The 24,686-nt window shown below is 54.2% G+C and carries 11 protein-coding genes; 2 read left to right on the top strand and 9 right to left on the bottom strand.

What is annotated here, in order from left to right; genetic code table 11:
• Window positions 1–41 precede the first annotated feature (41 nt).
• The 8 genes from SADFL11_RS21370 to SADFL11_RS21335 all read right to left on the bottom strand — a co-directional run bounded on the left by SADFL11_RS21370 (window position 42) and on the right by SADFL11_RS21335 (window position 10,038).
• Entirely contained in the window at window positions 42–2,474 is a 2,433-nt protein-coding gene (locus tag SADFL11_RS21370; RefSeq protein WP_008196293.1) for a methyl-accepting chemotaxis protein, read from the bottom strand.
• A gap of 169 nt (window positions 2,475–2,643) precedes the next feature.
• Window positions 2,644–3,552, bottom strand: a complete 909-nt coding sequence (locus tag SADFL11_RS21365) for a sugar kinase (RefSeq protein WP_081450503.1) — start codon at window positions 3,550–3,552, stop codon at window positions 2,644–2,646.
• Between the two features lie 161 nt (window positions 3,553–3,713).
• Window positions 3,714–4,535, bottom strand: a complete 822-nt coding sequence (locus SADFL11_RS21360; RefSeq protein ID WP_008192730.1) for a carbohydrate ABC transporter permease — start codon at window positions 4,533–4,535, stop codon at window positions 3,714–3,716.
• Window positions 4,532–5,419, bottom strand: coding sequence for a carbohydrate ABC transporter permease (locus SADFL11_RS21355; protein WP_008189224.1), 888 nt, complete (start codon window positions 5,417–5,419; stop codon window positions 4,532–4,534). The genes SADFL11_RS21360 and SADFL11_RS21355 overlap by 4 nt, the downstream gene beginning before the upstream one ends.
• 375 nt (window positions 5,420–5,794) lie before the next feature.
• Window positions 5,795–7,078: an ABC transporter substrate-binding protein gene (locus tag SADFL11_RS21350; protein WP_008192087.1), complete on the bottom strand. Its 1,284-nt coding sequence runs from the start codon at window positions 7,076–7,078 to the stop codon at window positions 5,795–5,797.
• Between the two features lie 83 nt (window positions 7,079–7,161).
• The gene (locus SADFL11_RS21345; protein WP_008196716.1) at window positions 7,162–8,232 is read right to left on the bottom strand and encodes an ABC transporter ATP-binding protein; all 1,071 of its coding nucleotides are present in this window, start codon (window positions 8,230–8,232) and stop codon (window positions 7,162–7,164) included.
• Window positions 8,229–9,020 carry a DeoR/GlpR family DNA-binding transcription regulator gene (locus SADFL11_RS21340; RefSeq protein WP_085955896.1) on the bottom strand — a complete coding sequence of 264 codons (792 nt, stop codon included), beginning with the start codon at window positions 9,018–9,020 and terminating at the stop codon, window positions 8,229–8,231. Before SADFL11_RS21340 ends, SADFL11_RS21345 begins: the two co-directional genes overlap by 4 nt.
• A 349-nt stretch (window positions 9,021–9,369) precedes the next feature.
• A complete protein-coding gene (locus SADFL11_RS21335; RefSeq protein WP_050776000.1) occupies window positions 9,370–10,038 on the bottom strand; it encodes a GntR family transcriptional regulator in 669 nt (222 codons plus the stop codon).
• Between the two features lie 609 nt (window positions 10,039–10,647).
• Between SADFL11_RS21335 and SADFL11_RS21330 the strand changes: the two genes are divergently transcribed.
• Window positions 10,648–12,687: a bifunctional diguanylate cyclase/phosphodiesterase gene (locus SADFL11_RS21330; protein WP_050776001.1), complete on the top strand. Its 2,040-nt coding sequence runs from the start codon at window positions 10,648–10,650 to the stop codon at window positions 12,685–12,687.
• A 196-nt stretch (window positions 12,688–12,883) separates the two neighbouring features.
• Complete coding sequence (locus SADFL11_RS21325) at window positions 12,884–14,389, top strand: TolC family outer membrane protein (RefSeq protein ID WP_008191761.1); 1,506 nt, start codon at window positions 12,884–12,886, stop codon at window positions 14,387–14,389.
• A 72-nt stretch (window positions 14,390–14,461) separates the two neighbouring features.
• Here the strand turns inward: SADFL11_RS21325 and SADFL11_RS21320 are convergent, their stop codons facing one another.
• A complete protein-coding gene (locus SADFL11_RS21320; RefSeq protein ID WP_008191551.1) occupies window positions 14,462–24,553 on the bottom strand; it encodes a cadherin domain-containing protein in 10,092 nt (3,363 codons plus the stop codon).
• Between the last annotated feature and the right edge of the window lie 133 nt (window positions 24,554–24,686).

Raw genomic sequence — 24,686 nt, 5'->3', positions numbered from 1 at the left:
TGCAGCGCGCCAATAAACGATGGCACAGCTGGGCGGTCTAATCAGGCCGCCAAGAGTATGTGATCGTGCGGTAGTGCGTCAGCGAATTCTACGCCGCAACCAGCGCCAGTATGCCGGACAACAGTGCCCTGCAGGCGGCTTCCATCTAGGAAATCCAGGACCAATTTCTCACCAAGTGCCAGTTCAGACATGTCCATGATTTGAGCGCCAGTTGTGCTGACATCAATAAGCTGGACCGTTCTCTTTTTGCCCTGCCCGAAAGTTATCGTGACATCTTCTGAGATTGCCTTTCGAGCAGCCTTCCTCCGATCTTCAACGTCCTTGGTGACGCCTTCGAGGAACTGCTCAACTTCACCAGCCAAGCTATTGCTTGCTTCAGAGACGAGGTCAGCAGCCGAGTTTACAGCCGTGGCTTCCTCTGAAGTCTGCAGAACTGCTCCGGAAACTGTCGTCATGCTGCCAGCCGCATTGGCAGTGCTATCGCTCGCCGACTTGGCCGAACGCGCGATTTCCTGGTTGGCTGCGCGTTGTTCTTCGATTGCCCCAGCAACAGACCCAGTCAAATCACGGATCTCTGACACTTTTTCGGCAATGTTTCCAATCGCACCAGCCGCATCGCGGACGGAGTTTTGAATACCTGTGATCCGGCCTGAGATTTCGTCCGTCGCCTTGGAGGTTTGTTCCGCCAACTCCTTAACCTCTGAAGCCACCACAGCAAACCCGCGCCCGGCTTCGCCGGCGCGTGCCGCTTCGATGGTCGCATTCAGTGCGAGCAGATTGGTTTGCTCGGCGATATCCCGGATCAAATTCACGACACTGCCAATATGTTCGGCAGCCTCAGACAACGTTTGAACGTTGTCGTTGGTCGCTTCCGCAGCTGCCACTGTTTCTGCTACAATCCGGATTGTCGCTTCGGTCTGATTGGCAATCTCTTGCACTGTTGCCGTCATCTCCTCCGTCGCGGCTGCAACGGCAGCGACATTTTCAGAAGCACTGTTTGAAGCATAGCCAGCTTGATCGGACTCCGATTTAGCATTTGAGGCCAAATCTTCGAGTGTCGTTGCTGCCTGCTGCATTCTCGCCATTTGATCCCCGACCGTGGCAAGACGGTCTGTCATGATGGATTTGAAATCGCGAATGAGGTTTTCCAGAAGGGCTTGACGCTGACGCTCTCGATCCCGCTCACCGCGCGCATGAGCTTCAAGCTCCAACCTCTGGATAGCATTGTCACGAAACACATCGACCGATTTGATCATCTCTCCAATTTCATCAGCACGGCCGGAATCGTCGAGTTCAATCTTTGTATCACCGGTCGCAAGTCTGTTCATCGCGACAACCAGATTGTTTATTGGCTGTGTGATGGACCGTGCTGCAACGAAACCGGCAAGCGCAGCGATTCCGAGCAGAACCACCCCCAACAACAGCATTCTATTGCGCATTGCAATAACCGGCTCATAAGCTTCGGAGTAGGCTTGCATGGCGACGATGGCAAAGGATTGCCCCTGATACTCGAAGCGCATGGCTTCAATGTCGAGCCGTTCTCCGCGATGGAGGGAATCGTACCCAAATGCCTGTCCGTTTACGAACGCCTCTTCGATGATCGGGCTTTCCAACCGAGTTGCAAGAATATCGTTCTGATCCGGGGTATATTCTGTGTCATTGCGCATCAATCGATCTTCGCCGATCAAAGCTAGCTCACCGGTCTCGCCGAGCCCTAGGTTGTGGCGCATCAACTCATTAATCTTGTCGATCGGCATTTGGAAAGCGAGTACTCCGATTGCCTCACCATCTGCCTTCACTGGATAGGCCATGAAGCTGGCTGGCGCATCATAGCTCGGCCCATAAGGCGCGAAGTCCTCAAAGGCAACGACGTGATGCTCCGTGATTTGCATTGCTTTCCGGAACACCTCTCCCAGATCGGACGACGCCCATTCCCCGCCACCAGACTGAAAGTTGGTCGCGTAATCCAATTCCTTAAAAACCGAATAGATCAGGTTGCCATCAGCGTCGAACAGAAAAACATCGTAGTACCCCTCATCCTGTTGCAGCTCGTGAAACCAAGGATGGTACTTTGCGTGTATTACATCGTACAGGCTGCCTGTTTTGGCATCGTAGAGCTTATCCTTCTCCCCCGTGGGGTGCGGATTTTCCGTAATGTATGCCCGCTGCAGCTCGGATTTCATATCAATGCCGGAATCGGCCATTTCTTGCCAAGCGGTTGAAAAGTCTTGAACCGCCGAAACAGTTCCAGGGTTTTCAGCAATCAGGTTGAGTTGCCGTTCGATGGTTTGAAGGTAATTCAGCGTCTCATCTGCACCGACCTGCGCCGCTGCTGACAAACGAGCTTCAGTAAGCTCCTGTACGGCTGCACTCGACGTCAAATAACTGGAGACCCCAATGCCAATACCGACCGCTGCAGCGCACCCGACCACTAGAGCTGGAATTTTCTTCGAAAGTTTCAGTCCAGACAGCATCACACCCCCAAAAACACACAAGATGATTCGACAGTTGACGCTAAGGTAGATTTACAAATAAAACTTTAAATACTTAACATGATAAAATTATCAATGAATACGTATTTATGACAGCATTCATCGCAGGGTTATGACTGTGGATTGCTTGCAATTTTTAAAATTTCTCTCGTCAGGCGAGTTCGCGACATTCCAACAATGCACCCCGATGCTGGATAACAGTTCCGGCGAGACGAGCACCCGCCGCCACGCTTGCGTCAACATCACCCGATACGAGATATTCAGCAAGAAAGGCGGCATTGAAACTGTCGCCGGCGGCGGTTGTGTCGACCACATTGCGGACCGGGTCCGGCCTGAACGATCTACGGTCGTTTTCCGACGCAACGATCACCTCTTGTGGCCCATTCTTGACGACTATCATTTTTGCACCGGCCGCAAGATAGCGATCCGCGCTCTCGGATGGGATCTTGTCGCCAAAATGTGCTTCCTCGTCCTCAAAGGACGGCATCACAAAATCACACAGGCCCGCTGCCTCGGTAACGCAATCCCGCATGGTCTGCGCATCTTCCCAAAGACGCGACCGGAGATTGGGATCGAAGGCAGCCCTGGCCCCTTTTTGGCGTGCGGCTGCAAGTGACGATAGGAATGTCTGGCGGCCTTCCGGTGAAAGGATGCCGAGCGTAATACCGCTGAAATAGATCAGCCCTGCCGTATCCATCGCCGTCGACAGAGCAACAGCATCATCTGCAAGACATCGGGCGGCAGACTGCGACCGCCAGTAGGCAAAGCTGCGCTCGCCTTCCTTCAGCTGGATCAAGTAGAGACCGATGGTGCGGTCATTCAGCCGCTGAATGTGATCGGTTGCAAGCCCCGCCCCATCAAGAAACGCAATCATTTCTTCGGAGATCTGATCATTGCCAACCGCGGTGAGATAGGAAACGGCCCAGTCCTGGCTCAAGGATTTGCGCACATACCAGGCGGTGTTCAACGTATCTCCGGCAAAACCCTTTGCGAAAGTTCCCTCACCGGTCGGCGCCATTTCCACCATGCACTCACCGATTGCCAGAAATGTTGACGGCACGAACCTTCCTCCGGGGCAGCATATAAACACGAAAAAACCGCAGAAGTCTGCGGCTTAAATCCATTAGCACGAAACAAGTCACTTTCGGAAGGGGGATATGAGCAGGCACGGCAGCCTGCTCGCCATCGTGATAGCTTGGTGGTGCTCCAATCCGGCGGCTATTACTTGATCCCGGCGCGCATGAAGCTCTGCACAAACTGGCGCTGAAACAGCAGGAACGCGATCAAAAGAGGCCCGGATGTCATGAGCGTTGCTGCATTGATCACCGACCATTCGATCCCGCTGTCGATCGCGGAAAACACGCTAAGACCAACGGTCACCGGGCGTGTTTCGACCGAGTTCGTTACAATCAAGGGCCAGAGAAAGTTGTTCCAGTGGTGGCTGACGGACACCAGCCCGTAAGCAAGATAGGTGGGTTTTGCGAGCGGAATGTAGACTTTCCAGAGAACACCCAGAACCGACGCCCCTTCAATCCGGGCTGCCTCGTCCAGCTCCTTCGGAATGGTCATGAAGGTCTGGCGTAACAGGAAGATCCCGAAGCCGGATGCGATGTAAGGCAGCGCGATTGCTGGAATGGTGTCGACCAGGTTCAGCAACCGCATGGTCTGATAGTTCTCCACCATCAGGATGTCCGGCATCACCAGCAACTGAAGCAACACTAAAGCAAACAATATGTTCCGGCCGGGAAATTCGAACCGTGCGAAGGCGAAGGCGGCCAAGGTACACAGGAAGAATTGACCCACCAGGATCATCGACACCAGAATGAAGGTGTTGAGAAAGTAGCGATGAAAGGGCGCAGCGTCCCAAGCCTTTACAAAGTTCTCCGTCGTCAGCGGCGCAAACAAATCGAAGTTGGCTTCATAAGCCGATGGATGGATGGCGGTCCAGACGGCGTAGGCCAGCGGCAGGATCCACAGAAGCGCCAGCGCCCAGGCAGCAAATGTATTCAAAAAGCGGTCAAACATGTCGGAGGCGCGGGTCATTTGTAATGCACCTTGCGGTCAAAAAAGAAGAACTGGCCGATGGCAAGGAGCGACAGCAATACCAACAGGGCGACGGTGAGTGTCGCACCGTAGGCGGTCTCCCAGAACCGGAAGGCAACCTCATAGATGTAGAAGAGCAGCAGCGCCGAGGCATTGTCCGGACCACCGTCAGTCAGAATGAAGATGTGATCGACGAGCCGGAACGAGTTGATCACCGCATTGACACAAACGAACAGGGTCGTCGGCATCAACAGAGGGAACGTGATCCGCCAGAAGATGGTCCAGCGCCCCGCCCCTTCAATCTGCGCCGCTTCTTTCAAGGAAACGGGGATTGCCTGAAGCGCCGCCAGATAAAAGATCATGAAGAACCCGGCTTCTTTCCAGACAGTCACCACGATGATGGCGTTGAGAGCTGTTTCGGGATTGCCGAGGTAGTTGGATGCCGGCCAGCCGAACAGAAAGCCAGTGATTTGATCGAACAGGCCAAAGCCGGGCGTATAGAAAAACAGCCAGATGTTTGCCACGGCAATGAGCGGCAGAACGGTTGGTGTGAAATAGGCCATGCGGACAAAGCTTCGGCCGGCGAGCTTGTCGTTGACCCAAAGAGCCATGACAATTGCCAGCGCCACGGAGACCGGGATGGTGCCAATTGCGAACCAGAGATTGTTCCAGAGCACTTTCCAGAAGACCGCGTCATTAATCATGCGATCGTAGTTGTCGAGCCCGATGAACTTCGCCGGGCGACGGCCACGCGGCGTGGAAAAAAAGCTGTTCAAGAGCGTCGTGACAGCCGGGATATGCGTAAAAGCAAACAGGAACACGAGTGCAGGCAACAACAAGAGCCAGCCATAGATCCAGTCACGTTTCAGTCTCAACGTCTGCATGCGCGTCACAACCCGGTGATCTCTTCCCAGCCCGATCTAGGGTAACGACCTATTAATTTGATTGAATTGGCGCAGCAAACGGCGATGAGCTGCAAGGAAACGCGCGATAAGCGGGCTTCCTGCCCGATTGAGCGGTTTGACGTAGCGGATCGAAGCCGTTTTTGCGTTCCGGAGGAATAGAGTGAATTTGTCCGGCAACGTTGTTGCAATCCTTTGAAAACCGGGCGGTTTCCTGCAGCATTGCGCCTCGTATCCGAACAAATTCATCCCTACCAAATCATCCAAATTAATGGGTCCTGACCCTAGAAAGGGCGTCAACAAAAATGAGAAGCAGCGCACCGGGCCGTGGTCCGGTGCGCTGCTCCCCGACCCTCCTTAGCGGTATTCCGCCAGGATCTCGTCAGATTGTGCCTGCGCTTCTTTCAAAGCCATCTCGGCGTCTTTCTGGCCAGTGATGACAGCTGCCAGGGCATCGTTGAAGATGCCGGTGACGCGCTGGTTCTGATATGTGGACAGCTCGGCCTTGGCGAACTCAAGCTGATCACGGGCCACCAGAGCCGGAGCGAAGTCAGCCGTGTAGGCTTTCATCTCTTCGGTTTCCCAGGTCTCGGCGCGCGGAGCGACATACCCGGTTGCGATGGTCCACTTTGCAGACTGTTCTGGCGCAGTGATCCACTGAACAAACTCGACGGCGGCCTTGTTCTGCTCATCGGAAGCGCCCTTGAACAGATAGAAGTTGCCGCCACCTGTCGGAGCGCCGCGTGTCACTTTTGCCGGAAGCATTGCAACACCGAAATCAAACGGCGCATTGTCCCGCACGTTGGTCAGGTTGCCGGTGGAGGTCCACATCATGGCTGTCTGGCCCTCGAAGAAAGCCTTCGGTGTCGCGCCCCACTCAATGATGCCCGGAGCCATCACTTCGTGCTTGGTGCTCAGGTCAACGAGGTATTGCAGAGCCTCAACAACCTTCGGGTCATCGAAGTTTGTTTTGTTGCCGTCCGCATTCACAAGCTCTGCGCCATTGGCAATGGCGAGGCCCTGGAACAGCCAGTACGGGAAACCGGAAGACGGGATGCGCACACCCCATTGCGTCGCGTTACCGGACGCGTCTTTTTTGGTCAGCTTCTTGCCGAACTCGACCATTTCTTCCCAAGTCTCAGGTGCAACTTCCGGGTCAAGACCAGCTTCCTTGAAAGCTTCCTTGTTCCAGTAAAGCACCGGCGTGGAACGCTGAAACGGGATGCCGTAGGTCTTGCCGCCGGTCTGACTGTTTTCCATGAACGCCGGGTAGAAACCTTCGAGCCATTTCTTGTCTTCCTCAGAGGTGAGGTAATCGTCGAACGGCACGATGAGGTCTTCGTCGATCAGCGTATACATGTCGACCGACAGGATCACGCTGAGTTGAGGCGGGTTACCACCGCGCGAAGCGGTGATCGCCTTGGCAACGGTGTCCTGATAGGAACCTGCGTAAACCGCATCAATGTTCACATCCGGGTTTTGAGCGACGTATTCAGCGGTCAACTCTTGAATGGTGTCAGCAGCTTTACCGCCAACAGCAACCGGGAAATAGAACTGAAGATCAACAGCCTGAGCAGACGCCCAGGTGCTGAATGTCAAAGCCGTTGCAGCAACGGCCTTTAGGAAAGTGGACTTCAACATTCGTTTTCTTCCTAAGGCTAAGGACTTCCTAGGGTTTGAACATCCGCACAGGGCGGGGTTTCCACGCGGGCCCACGTAGATTGTCAGGAGCGCAACTGCGCCCCAATTTCAGAAACAAGATCATCCCGGCGCGCACCGGACTGCGCATCAAAGACGTGCAAGGCATCCGGCTCAAATCCGAGCTCAATGGACTGACCGGGTGTAACCGGATCTGCGGTCGCCAGCCGGACTTGAAACGCCGTATCTGCAACGATGCAGTCGGCGAGAATGTCTGCTCCAAGATATTCGATCGTGCGGATCGTCGCCTCTAGCGGACCACCTGCCTGGCGGCGCATGGCTTCGGGGCGGACACCCAACTTGTGCGATGGCGCATTTTGAAATCTTCGAAAGGCCGCTGCCGGGAACAAGTTCATCGGCGGCGTGCCGATAAACCGAGCAGCAAAGGGTGTGGCCGGCCGATCATAAAGCGTGCGCGGGCCTGCGGCCTGAACCAATTGCCCCTTGTTTAACAGGACAACCTGGTCCGCCATTGTGATAGCTTCAACCTGATCATGGGTGACATAGACCATGGTGAAACCGAGTTGCCGTTGTAGCGCACGGATCTCCACCCGCATCTCATGGCGCAGTTTGGCATCAAGGTTGGACAATGGCTCATCCATCAGGCAGATCGGTTTTTCGCCGATGATCGCCCGCCCAAGCGCGACGCGCTGCTGCTGCCCGCCGGAGAGCTGACCGGGCTTCCGCTCGAGAAGTTGAGACAAGCCCAAAAGATCGGCGACTTTCCGCAAGCGCTCATCCCGTTCCGCACGGCCAACGCGGCGCACCTTCAATCCAAAGATGATGTTCTCTGCGACCGACAAATGCGGGAACAGTGCATAGGACTGAAACACCATAGACAAATCGCGCTTGGACGACGGCGTGTGGGTCACATCGCTTTCACCAATCCGGATACTCCCCGACGAAACGCTTTCCAGTCCGGCGATCATCCTCAAGGTCGTGGATTTGCCACAACCGGATGGTCCCAGCAGAGCTGTAAAAGACCCCGCGGGCATTGTGATGCTTAGATTATCGACGGCCACCGTCTCCCCCCAGACGCGGGAGATGTTCTCCAGAACGATCGGTTTACCGGCGCTGGACAGGTTCACGTCTGTCATTGTTCACCCTCCTCCGATCCCGGGAGGTGAACAATGGTCTGCGCATCTTTCAAACTTTCCAGAAAAGCCTGAGGCACAGGCTTATCGGTGAATATATCTGTGACGTCGCTCAAGTGCCCGCCCCGAACGTGGGCACTCCGGCCAAACTTGCTGTTGTCGAGAACGAGATAAGAAGTCCGGCAATTGGCCAGAATAGCCTGACGGGCCGCGACCTCGTCTTCATGGAAGTCAAGCAGCGTGCCGTCTTCATCGACCCCGGCGACACCAAAAATGCCGATATCCACCTTGTAGTTCGCAAAAAATGACTGGGCAGAAGACCCAAGAACATCCCTGTCGCCGTAGCGCAGCCGGCCACCCGCAATCGTGACCTGAAAGGAAGGATTGCTTGATGCACTGAACGCTACGTTCAAATTGTTGGTGAAGACCGCCAGATTCTCATGGCCAGTCAAAGCCTGCATTACAATTTCCGGCGTCGTGCCGATCGAAAAGGCAATGGACTGATTGTTCTCAACCAGAGCCGCGACTTGGCGAGCGATATCTTGCTTGCCCGGAAGGTTCAGAATCTGCCGAGTGGAGTAGTGAATGTTGGCAGCGCGCGCCGGTGGCTCGACGCCACCATGGGTCCGGCGCAGAATTCCAAGTTCACAAAGTCCGTTTACATCGCGGCGGATTGTCTGGGTCGTCACTTCGAACCGCTCGGCCAATTCCTCAACTGAGGCAAATCCGGCTTTTTGAACCAGATCAGCAATCTCCGCCTGCCGTTTTGTGATATCAATTTGCCCTAGCATGCGACGCACCCAATATTCCTGCCGCCTCATCCATGCCTTGTCCGACCGGGTAAGAACAAATCCGGATCGAACCGCTTCGCGGCCGTTTCCAACAATCAATCATTTTCATATGAACCTTATTCGACGCTCATATGAAAATGCTATGACAGTTTCAGCCGTGAGTTTGAAAATTGCTGCAAAACACCGAGCGAGGGTCTGGCTACCGCCGCCTCTGAAAAACGGAAGTCAGTTTTGATCTAATGGCTTCCCCGCAAGCCAGCGGTACCCGTTTTGTCGAAACTGGATCCGTGCCGGTAACCGTTTCAATCAATGAAAAAAGTTTTTGCTATAGACAAGCTGCTTGACCAGATCACAATTGCGAAACGCCGCTGCGTTCGAAAACAGATTTCAGTGCTTGCAGGGCATTCAATCTATGAGCTTGGGCGATTTCGCTTGCTGCATTCTCATTGCCGCCTGAGATCGCATCTATCAAAGCACGATGATCTGCATCCGCCTCAACAGGAACACCGTTCATTCGCGCGAGAACACGGACCGCCCGATGGATCTGATCCAGATTCAAACCTATTTCCCGCTCAAGGCGTGCATTGCTATGTTTGGCAATTATCCTGTGAAAGCAGTCGTCTTGATCAACCCAACCGTTTAGATCGTTCTGTTCCCGTGCAAGCAACGCGGCAGTCGACGCACACTCCAGTTCCGCAAGCACATCGGCTTTATTTTCAAGTCGAGCAAGGGTTGAGGCCGCCAGCCCTTCAAGAGCTGCGAGGATTTCCATCACCTCTATCAGGTCCTGAAGCTGGATGGACAACACCTTCGCCCCCCGCCGCGGGATCAACGAAACCAACCCTTCTGCCTCCAAACGGATCAACGCTTCGCGGACTGGCGTACGGCTCATTTCAAGACGGGCAGCTATCTCTGGTTCGGGTGCCTGAAATCCGGGCGCAAGTTCACCGCTAAGTATATCTGTTTTAAGTTTTTCATATGCGTTGTTGACGCGGGTCTCTTTGACACGAGCGAGCATTGGCGGGCGAACCTGGTTCTTGTGGCACGGCACGAAACCCACTTTTGACAGACGCTACCGCTCTTGGCCGTCACATTGGCATACCAGAAGCAGCAGAATTACATCAAACGAGTTTGTTGAGGGACGGTTCTGAGGCCAAATTCATTCTGGCCTATAAATTTTATCATTAAGATTTTATTTAAACACGTTACGTAACGGAATAAACAGCGCCATATTCAGATTAAGTAGCTGTTATAAATAAATAAATTAGAAAAACGCTCAACATAAAATAATTCGTAAAACTGCCAATATGTAGTGACGCATATAAGAGACGACAGGTGGGTTCCTACCACCTTGGAAAGGTTTACTCGGCCTTTGGAGACACTCTCCCCCAAATCAGGATCACCGAGGGAGCCTTTTGTGAACACCTTTCGGGAAGCGACCTATCGTTGACGCTTGGTCACCAAATTTAATATCGCCCACAAGCGCCTGCAGCGCACCGAATTTCATGCCCTAAAAATGTATATACGAAATTATTACAATAGACAAAAAGACAATATTATAGATTTACATAAAAACTGTTTGTTATTACTTTTGAATTAACCTCTCACGGAGTGCGTGGGGGCCTATATGAACTTGGCGACAGCTTTAATATCGTCAAACTACAATTCTGTTCTTTTGATTTTTTCGCTTGCGCTTTGCATCGCCGGAGCGATCTTCTCTGTTCAACTCATCGGAAGATTAAACAAGAGCGCCGGGAAAGCGCAGTTCATTCGATTGATCTGGGTCTCGTTGGTGCTTGGCACTTCGCTTTGGGCTGCCGGAGTGTTTGCCGCAGCCGCACCTACGCCATCGTCGCAGACAGGCTTTCAATTTGCGACGCTCATGGCCGCCTTGTTTGTGGCAACTGCCGGGATCTATGTGAGCATTTGGCTCTCCCAATTGGCTAACAACCTAATGATACGGGTCGTCAGCGGCATCGTTTTTGGAGCAGGTGTTGCTACAACCTTTTTGATGATTGGTTTTTCCTACAAGGTTGCCGGCATGCAATCAGGAACCGGACTTTCAGTCGTCTGGCCAATCATCCTTGGCACCGTGTTCGGAGCCGCGCTTTTTCCTGTGGCACTTGAAGCAGCCGCCAAGACCAAACTGGTTCAGGGTGTCTGCTTTATCTCTCTTCCGGCAATCGTGTGCCTCCTTGCCTCACCAGTCTCCGTTCCACCTGAAGTCCCATATTGGTTTCCACCGGGAATGAACTTGTTGCCGGTGTCCCAGACCCTGGTTGTTTCTGTTTTGCTACCCGCTCTCTGTGCTGTTTTCGCGGCATCTGGAGACGTTCTGGAACATCATTACAAACACTTGTCCCGCAGAACCTACCAGCATTTGGCCTTGCAGGATCCCCTCACCCATCTTCCAAACCGGCATTATGTTGAGAACATTGCTGAGCAACTGCTCAAGGAAGCCAACCAAAACCAAAAATTCTGCGTGGTGGTTCTTGTCAGCCTTGACCAGTTCAAAACAGTGAACGAGCTGCACGGCTACGCGACAGGCGACGCAGTTCTTAACCAAATGGCCAAGACTTTTCAGGAAAAATTCCCAGATCCCGTTGTAATTTCAAGATTCTATGGCGATGAGTTTCTGATCGTCCACCCATCAATAAAGTCCTTGGACGAGGCAACAGGCCTTGCACGCCAGGTCCGGGATATCACCAGGCGCCCCATTCAGACGGCCACATACCGCCTCTCTGTCCAATGCAGCATTGGCGTTGCTGTGTCACCGCGGGATGGAGATAACTTGGCACACTTGGTCCAGCGGGCAAACCTGGCCGCCAAAAAAGCGAAAGCAATTGGCGGCAACTCCATTCAGCCCTACGTCACCGGCATGGAGGAAAACAATCGTTGGGAAGCCGCCCTGGCAGCGGATCTCCGTTACGCCACACTGGACAATCAGCTCAATCTTCTGTTCCAAAAGCAAAACCGGACCAAAACTGGTGAACTTGTCGGCTATGAAGCACTTGTACGTTGGCGCCACGCTGAAAAGGGACAAATTCCACCGGAAGACTTCATTCCGATTGCCGAACGCTCAGGCATCATACTGGACATTGGCGCATGGGTGCTCCGTGAAGCCTGCCGAGCAGCAGCCGATTGGCAGGATCCTGTCACAGTTTCAGTCAATGCATCACCCTCCCAGTTTACCCGAAGCGATTTCAGCGGCCTGGTTTCGACAGTGCTTATGGAAACAGGACTGAATGCACATCGCCTTGAAATCGAACTGACTGAAAGCACTCCGATTGAGGACCATGATCGGGTCCTGCATACGATCGTCGCATTGCGAGAAATGGGCGTCCGAGTTGCGATGGATGATTACGGAACAGGTTACTCGTCACTCAATACCTTGCAGGCATTTCCATTCGACAAGTTAAAAGTCGACCGCGTTTTCACCAAGTCACTTGAAGCCAGCCCCCAAGCCAGGGCAGTCCTGCGTTCCGCTGTATTGCTCGGCCACAGTTTTGGCATTCCCGTTATTGCCGAAGGCGTGGAAACGGAAAAACAGTTGGAATTTCTGAAAGAAATGGGCTGCCAGGAAGTACAAGGCTTCCTTTTCGGAAAGCACTTACTGCCATCCCAAATTAAGTCGTGTCGCGAAAACGAAAAAAAGCGGGCCGGATAACAAAAACCGCCCCGAAAGGTTCTTTGGGACATCCAAACATTAACAAATATATTCGAAAATTAACATCATGGAGAATTGTTACAATATAAAATCTATCATTTTATTTATAAACATTAACCATAAACAATTGATTACAATTACCTTTGATTAACTATAAAACTTTACCTTAGCACCAGATAACGAAAATGGTGCTGCTATGACAAACCCGAACGCATCTTCGAAAACCGAAAAAGGTAGTCGCAACGACCGGCAAACGCTCTCGCGCTTGCTGGTGGCAAGCGCTTCTTTGGTCAGCGTTATGATGTCAGGCAGTCCTTTGTACGCCCAATCCCTCGAAGAAGCGATGGGCGCGGCATATGCGTTGAACCCCGGCCTGAAAGCAGAACGCTCCAGATACGAGGCTACTAATCAAGGTGTCTGGACTGCGCGTTCAGAATTTCTGCCCACGGTGACCGGCAGCTATATCGGTGAACACAATGCGTTTCGGAACACTCGGGACACACTGTCCAGTGACCGGGCATATTTCCACGAACTTGGTGTCTCAATGTCGCAGACGCTCTTCCAAGGTTTCGCGGGTGTAAACCGGCTCAACCAAGCCCATGAAGAAGCTCAATCCGGCCGCAACCAGCTCATCGGTGCAGAACAGACGCTATTGTTCAACACAGCCGACGCCTATTTGCGTGTTGTCCGCGACCGCGGTGTACTGGCTTACCTGAAGTCCTACACAAATGTTGTACAACGCGAGGTAAATGCGGCACGAGCACGCTACAAGTCTGGAGATGCCACGCGCACCGACATCGAACAGGCTCTTGCCCGCCTTGCTGAAGCTCAAGGAAACAAAGAGCAGGCTGTTGGCGATTTGGAAGCATCTGAAGCGCTGTATGAACGCCTAACGGGCCAAAAACCGGGAAAAATCGGCTGGCCGGGCATCCCCAAAACCATTGAACCTGCCGGTCTTGATGATGCCATCACAGTTGCTTTCCAGAACAACCCGTCCATCCGCGCCGCGATGAATGATGCCCGCGCTGCACGATATGCTGCCCGCGCCTCAGTGGGCGACATGCTGCCGCGTGTCTCCTTGGAAGGAGAATGGTCCAATGGGTACCGCCGGGATTTCAGCGACCGTGATCGGGAAGACTACCGGCTTGGCATTCGGGTCACGGCTCCTTTCTTTACCGGCGGCCGGAATATCGCGTCTGTAAAGCGCGCCAAGTACACAGCCGCCCAGGAAGAGTATGAACTGGACGATACGCAGCAAATCATCCGCGAGAACGTCATTCGGGCCATGAAGCAACGCGCGGCGGCGCGCCTCCGGGCAAAAGCCGGTGTCCGCGCGATCGAAGCCAACAAGCGCGCTGTCAAAGGTCTTCAAGTCGAGTTTGAAAGCGGCCAACGCACATTGCTCAACGTGCTGGACGGTGAACGCGAGCTGCTGTTGAGCCAAGTCGACTACGTCCGGGCCCAGTATGACGCGAAAATTGCGGACTTTTTCCTGCTGGCAAATATCGGCCGGCTGGCACCGCAGCACTTTGCCATTATCGAAGAGCGCCCTGCGCCGCCGTCCCGGATTATCCCTGAATTCAATACTTGGGATTTGCGTCTTGGACCGACGGAGAATGATCCGTTCCAGTCTGGCGTCATTGAGATTGCAGAGACCGAACCGGTGATAATCCAAGCAGAAGCGCTTCCGCCGATCCAATAGAAGCTCCAGTTGTTGGACAATAAAAAAGCGGGCTGCAAGGCCCGCTTTTTCGTGTTGTAGAGGCTGTCCGGATCAGGAGTATTGGATACCCTCGATCTCGGCAAAGTCGACGCGGCCACCGTCTGCAAGATCGATGTGGCCACCGGAGTCTTGAGACAATGACACTTCACCGTTGAGTGGATCGACCTTGTCGATGCTGCCATCGGTCACGGTCACCGACCAGTCGGTCCCATATTCACCGATTTGCGTGCCGTTGGTGCCGTCACCGAGATCAATGATATCAATCCAGTTTTCACCGGCTCCGCCGTAGATGGAGTCGTTGCCGTCGCCCAGCATGTAGGCAAAGACGTCGGAGCCGTCACCACCATTCATGCTGTCGTCACCCGGACCACCATCAAGCGTGTCATCGCCCGGGCCGCCGAAGAGAGCGTCGCTGCCTCCCTCACCGCTCAAGGTGTCGTCACCCCCCTTGCCGAACAAGGCGTCATTGGCACCTTCACCAACCAGCGCATCGTCATCTTCCGTGCCGACCTGGAATGTCGGGAGCTCGATGACATTGCTGCCCTCGTCATCGCTCTCGTCATCATCATCGCCATCATTGCTGAAGCGGCTAGCCGAGGAGGCTGCGAGCTCATTGTCATCGTCCCGCTCATCATCATCGTCATCACCTGCGACTGGCGGCATATCATCTTCTGTATCGTCAACATCAACGACATCAAAGGTGATGGTTTCAGTGTCTGAAAGACCCTCGCCATCGGTTGCCGTCACATCAAGTGTGATGCTTTGCTCTTCTTCGTAATCGAGTTCGACCCCATCTTTCAGTTTCAACATGTATCCGTTGCCATCCGGCACGACCTCAAAGCGGTCATCAGATACTGTGAACGTATGGGTGTCCCCGACGTCCGGGTCGACAACAGAAAGTGCCACCACTCCCGCGCCAGCCGAATTTTCGGTCACATTGAGCGGATTTCCAACGATGAGATCCGGGGCAGCGTTGCTACCTGCAACAACGTCAATCGGGAAAGTTCCGGAAGACTCGGACCCATCACTGGACGTTGCCGTTATGACGACGTCAATGGTTTCACCCGGTGTTAGCGTTGCGCCATCGGCCACGGTCACAACACCGGTGAACTCATCTATGTCGAACCGGCTGTCATCGATCGTGTAGGTCACCGTGTCTCCGGCATCGGCATCCTCTGCAATCGCGGTCAATCCAACCAAGGCGCCAGCGGCAACTGATGCGGCCACAAGGTTTTTGGCTGTATCGGCATCCCGAACCGGACCGACGTCGAACTTGGAGACTGCCGGACCTTCATCGTATCCATTGACCGTGATCTTTAGATTTGCAGTGTCCGTGTTACCACCACTGTCGGTGACGGTGTACGTGAACACCTCGACATCGGATTCACCTTGGCCAAGCGCCTGCGCCGCCGGACTGTCGGGATCAAGGATGTAGGTGTAGGTGCCATCCGAATTGATAAGCAGCGATCCGTAGTCACCCGGGATGGTCGAGCCCGGCGCATAGTCCTGGCCGTCGAAGGAGACATTCGTGACCGTCAGAGCACCTTCTGCATCCGTGTCATTGGTAAGGACATTGCCTTCCACTTTTGCCGTCTGACCAGAAGAGTCGGCCGTCTCCGTTGCGCCCCAACCACTGTCGTTCATGACATAGGCATCCGGGACGGAGACAGTTCCGGTCTCCGGGTCGATCTGATAAACGCGGCCGCCATTGGTGAAGGCATAGAGCTGGCCACCTTCGTCGCCGACCAAACCAAAGGCATTGGACACCGGCAAGGTCGCGACAACATCGATGGTCGCTCCGCTATCCGGATCGATTTCGACGATTTTGCCGTTTGACGCCGACAGATAGAGCTTGTCGCCAGAGAAGGCCAAGTCACCTGCAGAGCCATACTCCATCTTACCGATTTTGGTCAGGCTGCCGTCACTGACATCCACGGTATACAACTTGCCGGAGCTGTCAGCCGCATAAAGGGTGCCGTCCGGACCAAACTCCAGTGCATTCATCGACGTTCCGAACCGCGACGAGGAAATCTTTGTTGCCTCGCCAGTATCTGGATCAATGGAGTAGAGCTTGTTGAAGGTGATACCGTAAAGGTTTCCGGAATTATCCAGCGCGATATCCGTCATCGCACCAACACCCGTCGACCCGATTACGACATCGGAGCCATCCGAACTGATCAGGTGAATTTCACCGTCATCGTCGCTGTAATAGAAGGACGTCTTGGTCAGGCCGACTGTTGCGCCATCGTCTTTGGCAACTGGAAGCTCGTCAAACTCCGTGACATCAATCCGGAATGTCTCAGTGACACTGGACCCATCTGTAGAGGTTGCCGTGACGTCCAGATCGATAAACGGCGTTTGCTCCGCATCAAAGCTGGCATTGTCCGCAACGGTCACCACACCGGTGTCCGGGTCAATCTCAAAACGCGGATCAGTGATTGCGTAGGTCACGCTGTCCCCGGCATCCGGCTCATTTGCGAACGCCGTCAAACCAACAACAGTGCCTGCCGTCGCGCCCTCGGCGATCACATTATCCGATGTGTCGCTGTCGATGAGATCTGTGAGCGGTGTGTTGGTCTCATCGACGTCAATGACATCAATCACCACCACTTCCGTATCAGACAAACCGCCCTGATCAGTCGCAGTTACTTCCAGGGTAACCTGCGTTTCAGTCTCATAATCCAGCGCCTGATTGTCCTTCAGCTTAAGCATGTACTTGTCGCCGGAGACAACAACTTCAAACCGGTCGTCAGACACCGTGAAGGTGTGGGTGTCGCCTATATCAGGATCGATGACCGACAACGGGGCGATTTCCGCGCCGAAGAACTCTTCAACAACAGCTGTGCGGTTGTCGGAGACGATGGAAACGCTGTCGATCAGTGCACCGCCGTTGTTATCAGACCCGATTTCGACAAAGGTCAGCGTGTTGGAGCCGTCACCGGATCCACCGACAATGTTGAAGTTGTAAGTCTGCCAACCGGCTCCAGTGGTTGCCGGATCAATCGTGTCGATCAGCTCTCCATTCCAGTAAACCTCGGCAACACTCTGACCGGCGCCGCCACGAGACTTCATGTCGAACTGAAGCTCGTAGACCTGGCCTTCCATCTGGCCTTCGATCTGTTGTGATGCCCAACCATTCGTGACCGAAGCGAGATCCAGGTGGTGATTGCCGTCAGTGGCACCGAAGTTGTTGTGGCCCGCCTGATGGACATCAACATTATCGTAGGACCAGCCTTCAATCGAATTCGGATCCTGGTACCAGCCGGATCCATCCGAGCCGCCTAACTGTCCGTCAAAGTTCTCAAAGCTGCCGTTGATGATGAACTGCTGCGAACCACTTTCCAGCTCCACGATGAGATCCGGCGGCTCGTTGCCGTCCGTAATGCCGATCGGGAACGTCTGGCTGGACGAAGATCCATCCGTCGAGGTCGCCTTTACAGTCACATCGACAGTTGGCTCGGTCTCGGCATCGAACTGAGCGCCGTCTTTGACAGTGATAACACCCGAGGTCTCATCAATCTCAAAGCGATCACTACCACCTGTCAATTCATAGGTGACAGTGTCAGTTGCATCTTCGTCCTCGGCAAAAGCCGTGATGCCGGTGTTCTCGCCACTATCTGAAGTTTCAGAGATCGTGTTGTCGCTTGTGTCGACATCCGCAACCGGGCCGATGTCGAACTCGTTTTCATCACCCACTTCAACCGTGAAGGTCTTCGTTGTGGACGTACCGTCTGTGGACGTCGCCTCGACCGTGACGTCAATCGTCGGCGTTGTTTCACGGTCGATATCCGCACCCGGAGCGACCGAGATCACACCAGAAGTCGGGTCGATAACGAACGGAGAGTTCTGATCAACGATCTCATAAGTGACGTCGTCAGACGTATCAGGATCGGTCGCAAAGGCTGTCACACCAACAAAGGTGCCAGCATCGGAATTTTCCGCAACGAGGTTCGCAGTCGTATCGCTGTCGGTCAGCGGGCCGATTGGTTCCGCACCCTCGTCAATGTCGATGACGTCGATCACCACTGTTTCCGTATCGGACAAACCACCGGTGTCGGTTGCCGTGATCTGGACGGTCACCTGTTGCTCGGTCTCATAATCGAGCGCCTGATCGTCTTTCAGCTTCAGTAGATACTTGCCGTCGGCGGCAACCACCTCGAAGCGGTCATCGGACACTGTGAAAGTATGCGTGTCGCCCACATCGGGATCGATGACGGAAAGCGGAACTACCTTGGCACCTTCCAATTCTTCATAGACGCCGATCCGGTTAGTGCCGGTCAGTTCGACGTTATCAATGAACGCACCATAGGTGTTGTTGTCTTCACTGGTTTCCCGGAATTCAAGGACATCATTACCGCCTGTTCCGACTACCTGGACCTCAAGCGTTTCCCAGTTGCCGAAAGCTGGATCGACAGTGGAAACCAGTTCACCGTTCCAATAAACCTCAACGGTGTTGGAGGCATCATCCCTGCGCGCCTGGACATCGAAGGAGAGGTCATAAACCTGCCCCACCGACGTTTCGACGGTTTGGGAAATCGAATTGACGTTCTTTTCAGAATCCAACTCGAGATGTTGGTCGCCTTCGGTGGCTTTAATACCACCGAAGTTGTCCCAGACCTCCATTTTTCCGTTGCTCGTCCAGGCACCTGAACTGTCTCCAGAAAATTGGCTCCACTTTCCGGTGGCAACGTCGAAGGACTCGAACGAGCCGTTTTTGATGAGATTGGTGCCGATGTCGCCATACTCAACCACGAGATCCGGCGGCTCGTTGCCGTCTCCCACATCAATAGAGAAAGTATTACTGGACGAAGATCCATCCGTAGACGTTGCCTTGACGGTTACGTCGACAGTCGGTTCAGTTTCCGCATCAAACTGCGCACCGTCTTTCACGGTGATGACGCCGGTAGTCTCGTCGATCTCGAAGCGATCGTTGCCACCCGTCAACTCATAGGTGACGGTGTCGGTTGCATCCTTGTCCTCGGCAAAAGCGGTTATGCCGGTGTCTTCGCCGCCATCAGCAGTCTCAGAAATGGTGTTGTCGCTTGTTTCGACATCTGAAACTGGTCCGATGTCGAACTCGTCTTCATCGCCGACTTCAACCCTGAAGGTTTCGGTCGTCGAAGTCCCGTCCGTAGACGTTGCTTTGACCGTGACATCGATTGACGGGGTCGTCTCGCGATCAATGTCCGCACCAGGTGCGACCGAGAGCACGCCAGACGTCGGATCGATCACAAACGGAGAGTCTTGATCAACGATCTCGTAGGTCACGTCATCGACCGTGTCCGGATCGGTCGCGAAGGCAGTCACACCAACAACAGTGCCTGCATCCGAGTTTTCCGCAACCAGGTTGTCGCTGTTATCGCTATCCGACAGCGGACCGATCGGCTCTGAGTTTTCATCGACATCGATCACGTCGACAATGACGGTTTCAGTGTCTGAAAGACCACCGCTATCGGTCGCTGTTACTTGGACCGTGACCTGCTGCTCGGTCTCATAGTCGAGCGCTTGGTCGTCTTTAAGCTTCAGAAGATATTTGCCGTCAGCGGCAACAACCTCGAACCGGTCATCGGACACAGTGAAGGTGTGCGTATCGCCCACATCGGGGTCGATAACGGAAAGAGGTGCAACTTCAGCGCCCTTGAACTCTTCCAGGATCGCGATGCGGCCATCGGCCTTGATCGACACGGTGTCGATGTAGGTGCCATGACTGTTGTCAGAGCCCTTCTCAACAAACGTCAGCGTGTTGGAGCCGTCACCAGATCCACCAACGATGTCATAGCTGTAGCTTTGCCAGCCACCGCCGCCATCGGTTGGATCAATGGTGTCGATGAGCTCACCGTTCCAATAGACCTCGGCAACGCCTTCGCCAGACCGATTGCCACGCGAGTTCATATTGAACGACAGCGTGTAGACATGCCCGTCCAATTGACCCTCGATGGTCTGAGAGATCGTGCCGTTATCGTCGGCGGTCAGGTCCAGACGGTGTGCGCCATCCGTTGTGCCCTCACCGTGACGGGCGGACTGATGGATATCGACATCATTGTAGCTCCAGCCTTCAATGGTGTCCGGAGTGTCATACCAGCCGGTGCCATCCGTGCCGCTCAAGGTTCCGGAGAAATTCTCGAAACCACCGTTGATAACCAGATCATTCGACGCATTCTCCAGCTCAACGATCAGATCCGGCGGTTCGTTGCCGTCAGTCACGTCAATGGAAAAGGTCTTGCTGGAAGAGGACCCATCCGTGGAGGTCGCCTTGACCGTGACATCAACGGTCGACTCAGTCTCCGCATCGAACTGAGCACCGTCTTTTACCGTAATGACACCCGAAGTCTCATCGATCTCGAAGCGATCGTTGCCACCTGTCAACTCGTAGGTGACGGTGTCGGTTGCATCCTCGTCCTCGGCAAAGGCCGTGATACCGGTGTCTTCGCCGCCGTCAGCAGTTTCCGAAATGGTGTTGTCGCTGGTGTCGGCATCTGAAACAGGACCGATGTCGAACTCGTCCTCATCGCCGACTTCAACCGTGAAGGTCTTCGTTGTCGAAGTCCCGTCCGTAGACGTTGCTTTGACCGTGACATCGATTGACGGCGTCGTCTCCCGGTCAATGTCCGCACCCGGCGCGACCGAGATCACGCCAGAAGTCGGATCGATCACGAATGGAGAGTCTTGATCAACGATCTCATACGATACGGTGTCAATGGTATCAGGATCAGTTGCGAACGCCGTTACGCCCACCACTGTTCCGGCATCGGAATTCTCAGCTACGAGGTTGTCGCTCGTATCGCTGTCGGAGAGCGGCCCAATCGGCTCTTTGCTCTCATTGACATCGATAACGTCAATGATGATGGTTTCCGTGTCGGACAGTCCACCGGTGTCAGTGGCCGTGACCGTTACACTGACCTGTGTCTCGGTTTCGTAATCAAGCTCCTGATCATCTTTCAGTTTCAGGACATACTTGTCCCCGGCGACGACAACCTCAAACCGGTCATCAGACACGGTAAAGGTGTGTGTATCACCCTCATCCGGGTCAATGACCGACAAGGGGGCCGCTTCGGCGCCTTCAACTTCCTCAACGATCGTTGTCCGGTAGTCAAAGTCGGTGTTTTGTGCATCGAAGACAAAATCATCGAAATCCTGATCGCCATTGTTGACCAGATCTTCGAAGCCGATCGTCACACCGCTTTCAACCGTGTGATCCAATCCGTCCGGATTAAGGCTTGCGTCTCCGGAGAAGTAGGCATCGGCCCCGTCCCCAGTCAGAAGTGTTCCATCCTGCGCAACGGCTTGCCAGTTTCCATCGCCGTCTTTCTGGAAAGTTACCATGTCGCCGGCGGCAATACCCGGGTTCTGGTCAGCGCCATCCGGGATAAGGAAATATCCGATATTGGCGGCATCAACATTCGGGAACGCGACATTCACGGTATCGCCCGGTGTAAGCTCATTACCGTTTGTCCAAACGATCTGACCTGCAACCGGATCACCGCTCGCGTCCATCACGAACACACCCAGCGAACTGCTGTAGTTTGCACCTTCGGAGACAAACGTGAGAGTCGCGCTCACGCCATCGACATCGCCGGTCTCAAAGGTGAGATCAGGCGCTTCGTTGACATCCAGGATATTGACTGTGAACGTTCCCGTTGAAGACGATCCATCAGACGAAGTCGCGGTGATTTCAACGTCAACGGCTTTGGTCTGCTCGTAATCGAAGCTAACGCCTGGCTTGACGGTCAGAACACCGGTGTCCGGATCGATATCGAACCGCGGATCATCGGTCGAATAGGTCACCGTGTCGGTCGCATCCGGATCTTCGGCGAAAGCCGTAATACCGACTTCTTCGCCGCCTGTTCCGTTTTCTGCCACTGCGTTCAAGTCATTGTTAGACTTATCGATATCGACGACGGGGCCAATGTCACCCTCGTTGTCATCGCCCACCTCAACCCGGAAGGTTTCCTGAGACGTCGATCCATCTGTGGACGTCGCTTTGACGGTCACATCAATGAACGGGGTTGCCTCACGATCAATATCCGCGTCCGGGCCAACAGTGATAACACCGCTGGCCGGATCAATCACAAATGGCGAGTCGCCAACAATTTCATACGTAACAGTGTCCGCTGTATCCGGGTCTTCCGCAAAGGCAGTGAGACCGACGACGGTGCCTGGATCAGAATTCTCCTGGACAAAGTTCTGCTCTGTATCGGTGTCGGTAACTGGACCGATACCAAACTCGTTGGCGTCACCTACAGTAACACGGAAGGTCTCCTGAGACGTTGAGCCGTCGGTCGAGGTTGCCTGTACCGTCACATCGATGAATGGGGTCTCTTCCCGGTCGATTTCCGCGCCAGGGGCAACAGTGATCACACCAGTTGCAGGATCAATAACAAAGGGCGAATCGCCAATGATTTCATAGGAAACCGTGTCCGTGGCATCCGGATCTTCTGCAAACGCCGTGACGCCTACGATAGTACCGCCATCCGAGTTTTCTTCGACAAAGTTTGTGTCGCCGTCAACATCGGTAACCGGGCCGATCTCGAATTCGTTCTCATCGCCAACTTCCACGCGGAAGGTTTCCTGAGAGGTTGTCCCATCCGTCGAGGTCGCCTGAACGGTCACATCAATGAAAGGGGTCTCTTCCCGGTCGATGACTGCACCGTCCTTGACAGTAAGCACACCTGACACCGGGTCGATAACGAACGGGCTGTCGCCCACGATTTCATAAGATACCGTGTCTGTATCATCGAGATCCTCGGCAAAGGCCGTGACATCAATGCCCGTTCCTCCAACAGCGTTCTCCTGAACGAAGTTGGCGTCTTCGTCTGTATCAATCACCGGGCCGATGGGGAATTCTGAATTGTCGTCGCCTACGGTAATCCGGAAGGTCTCCTGAGAGGTGGATCCATCAGTAGACGTGGCCTGGACCGTCACATCAAAGAACGGCGTGGTTTCCCGGTCGATCTCGGCGCCGGGTGCGACACTGATAACGCCAGTAACCGGATCGATGACAAACGGCGTGTCTCCGATGATTTCATAAGTGACCGTATCGGTGGCATCTGGATCCTCGGCAAATGCCGTCACCCCGACAACCGTGCCCGGATCAGAGTCTTCGAGAATAAAGTTGTCGGTCGTGTCCGTGTCGACAACAGGTCCGATTTGAAATTCGGTGTTGTCATCGCCGACCTCGATTACAAAGGTCTCCACGACAAACGACCCATCGCTGGAGGTCGCTTGCACTGTTACGCTGATAGTCGGTGTTTCTTCACGATCGATGACTGCACCGGGACCAACCGAAATCACACCGGTTTCCGGGTCAATGACGAATGGCGAGTCACCCAAAATCGAATAGGTGACGTCGTCTCCATCCGGATCTTCTGCGAAAGCCACCACGCCGACAGTTGTTCCAGGATCCGCGTTTTCTTCCACGAAATTGGTATCGAGATTGACATCGGTCAGGGGACCAATCGGTTCACCGAGATCATCATCGCCGCCGCCGTCACCATCATCACCGTCATCGCCACCGTCGTCGCCGGCATCACCGCCACCGCCATCGCCACCGCCATCGCCGTCGTCATCGGCCAAGACAGTGGTGCCACCGTCGCCGCCACCGCCGCCGCCGCCAATGCCGTCACCAATACCGTCGTCGCTTGTCGGAATACCCCGTCCACCGAGATCAAACTGGGAAAGCCCAGCATCAAGGCCACGAGCCTCTGGCACTTCGCCATCTCCGATGCCACCGGCATCACCCAAACCGCCGTCAGATGTTTCCGCAACATCCTGAAGGCCATCCGGGAGCGGCACATTGTCGTTACGATTTAGATCCAAACCGTTGCGAGGACCGTCGTTTCCTGCTCCGCCATTCAAGCCCCCGTCGCCGGCGAGGCCTTCGCCGTCATGGAGTGCCGAGCCGCTTCCTTCGTATTCCAAAGGCACAGCCTGGAAGAGGTTGGCAACCGTTGCCTCGCCTGTGTCCTCCGGATTGATGGACAAAGAGTAGTCGTTGCCATCCGCCGGCTTATACGGATCACCAGCCTGAGCTTCCGCACGCGCAGCATTTGGCGAGCTTGCACCTGAATTGGTCCGTGCAGCCGCTTCTGCGCCCGCGCCTTCAGTCGGTTTGCCAGATGTTTTCGGGGTGTCGGTGTCAGCCATACTCGCACAAGCTCCATTAGATCATGAAGCCATTCGCGCAGGCTTGTCTTAACAAAAACCAACCAGAACCTGTGAAATACCACTATATCTTGATGTAAATTAGCGAGTTCCATAGTTCTTGGTAAACGCTTTT

The organism is Roseibium alexandrii DFL-11, from assembly GCF_000158095.2.
Classification (GTDB): Bacteria; Pseudomonadota; Alphaproteobacteria; order Rhizobiales; family Stappiaceae; genus Roseibium; species Roseibium alexandrii.
The sequence above is the reverse complement of the archived record's forward strand: the minus strand, read 5'-3'. Positions and strand labels throughout refer to the sequence as shown.

Excerpts from the sequence above, each read along its gene's own strand:
- SADFL11_RS21370 (WP_008196293.1), bottom strand. The coding sequence starts at position 2,474 with ATGCTGTCTGGACTGAAACTTTCGAAGAAAATTCCAGCTCTAGTGGTC.
- SADFL11_RS21360 (WP_008192730.1), bottom strand. The coding sequence starts at position 4,535 with ATGACCCGCGCCTCCGACATGTTTGACCGCTTTTTGAATACATTTGCT.
- SADFL11_RS21355 (WP_008189224.1), bottom strand. The coding sequence starts at position 5,419 with ATGCAGACGTTGAGACTGAAACGTGACTGGATCTATGGCTGGCTCTTG.
- SADFL11_RS21350 (WP_008192087.1), bottom strand. The coding sequence starts at position 7,078 with ATGTTGAAGTCCACTTTCCTAAAGGCCGTTGCTGCAACGGCTTTGACA.
- SADFL11_RS21345 (WP_008196716.1), bottom strand. The coding sequence starts at position 8,232 with ATGACAGACGTGAACCTGTCCAGCGCCGGTAAACCGATCGTTCTGGAG.
- SADFL11_RS21340 (WP_085955896.1), bottom strand. The coding sequence starts at position 9,020 with ATGCTAGGGCAAATTGATATCACAAAACGGCAGGCGGAGATTGCTGAT.
- SADFL11_RS21335 (WP_050776000.1), bottom strand. The coding sequence starts at position 10,038 with ATGCTCGCTCGTGTCAAAGAGACCCGCGTCAACAACGCATATGAAAAA.
- SADFL11_RS21330 (WP_050776001.1), top strand. The coding sequence starts at position 10,648 with ATGAACTTGGCGACAGCTTTAATATCGTCAAACTACAATTCTGTTCTT.
- SADFL11_RS21325 (WP_008191761.1), top strand. The coding sequence starts at position 12,884 with ATGACAAACCCGAACGCATCTTCGAAAACCGAAAAAGGTAGTCGCAAC.
- SADFL11_RS21320 (WP_008191551.1), bottom strand. The coding sequence starts at position 24,553 with ATGGCTGACACCGACACCCCGAAAACATCTGGCAAACCGACTGAAGGC.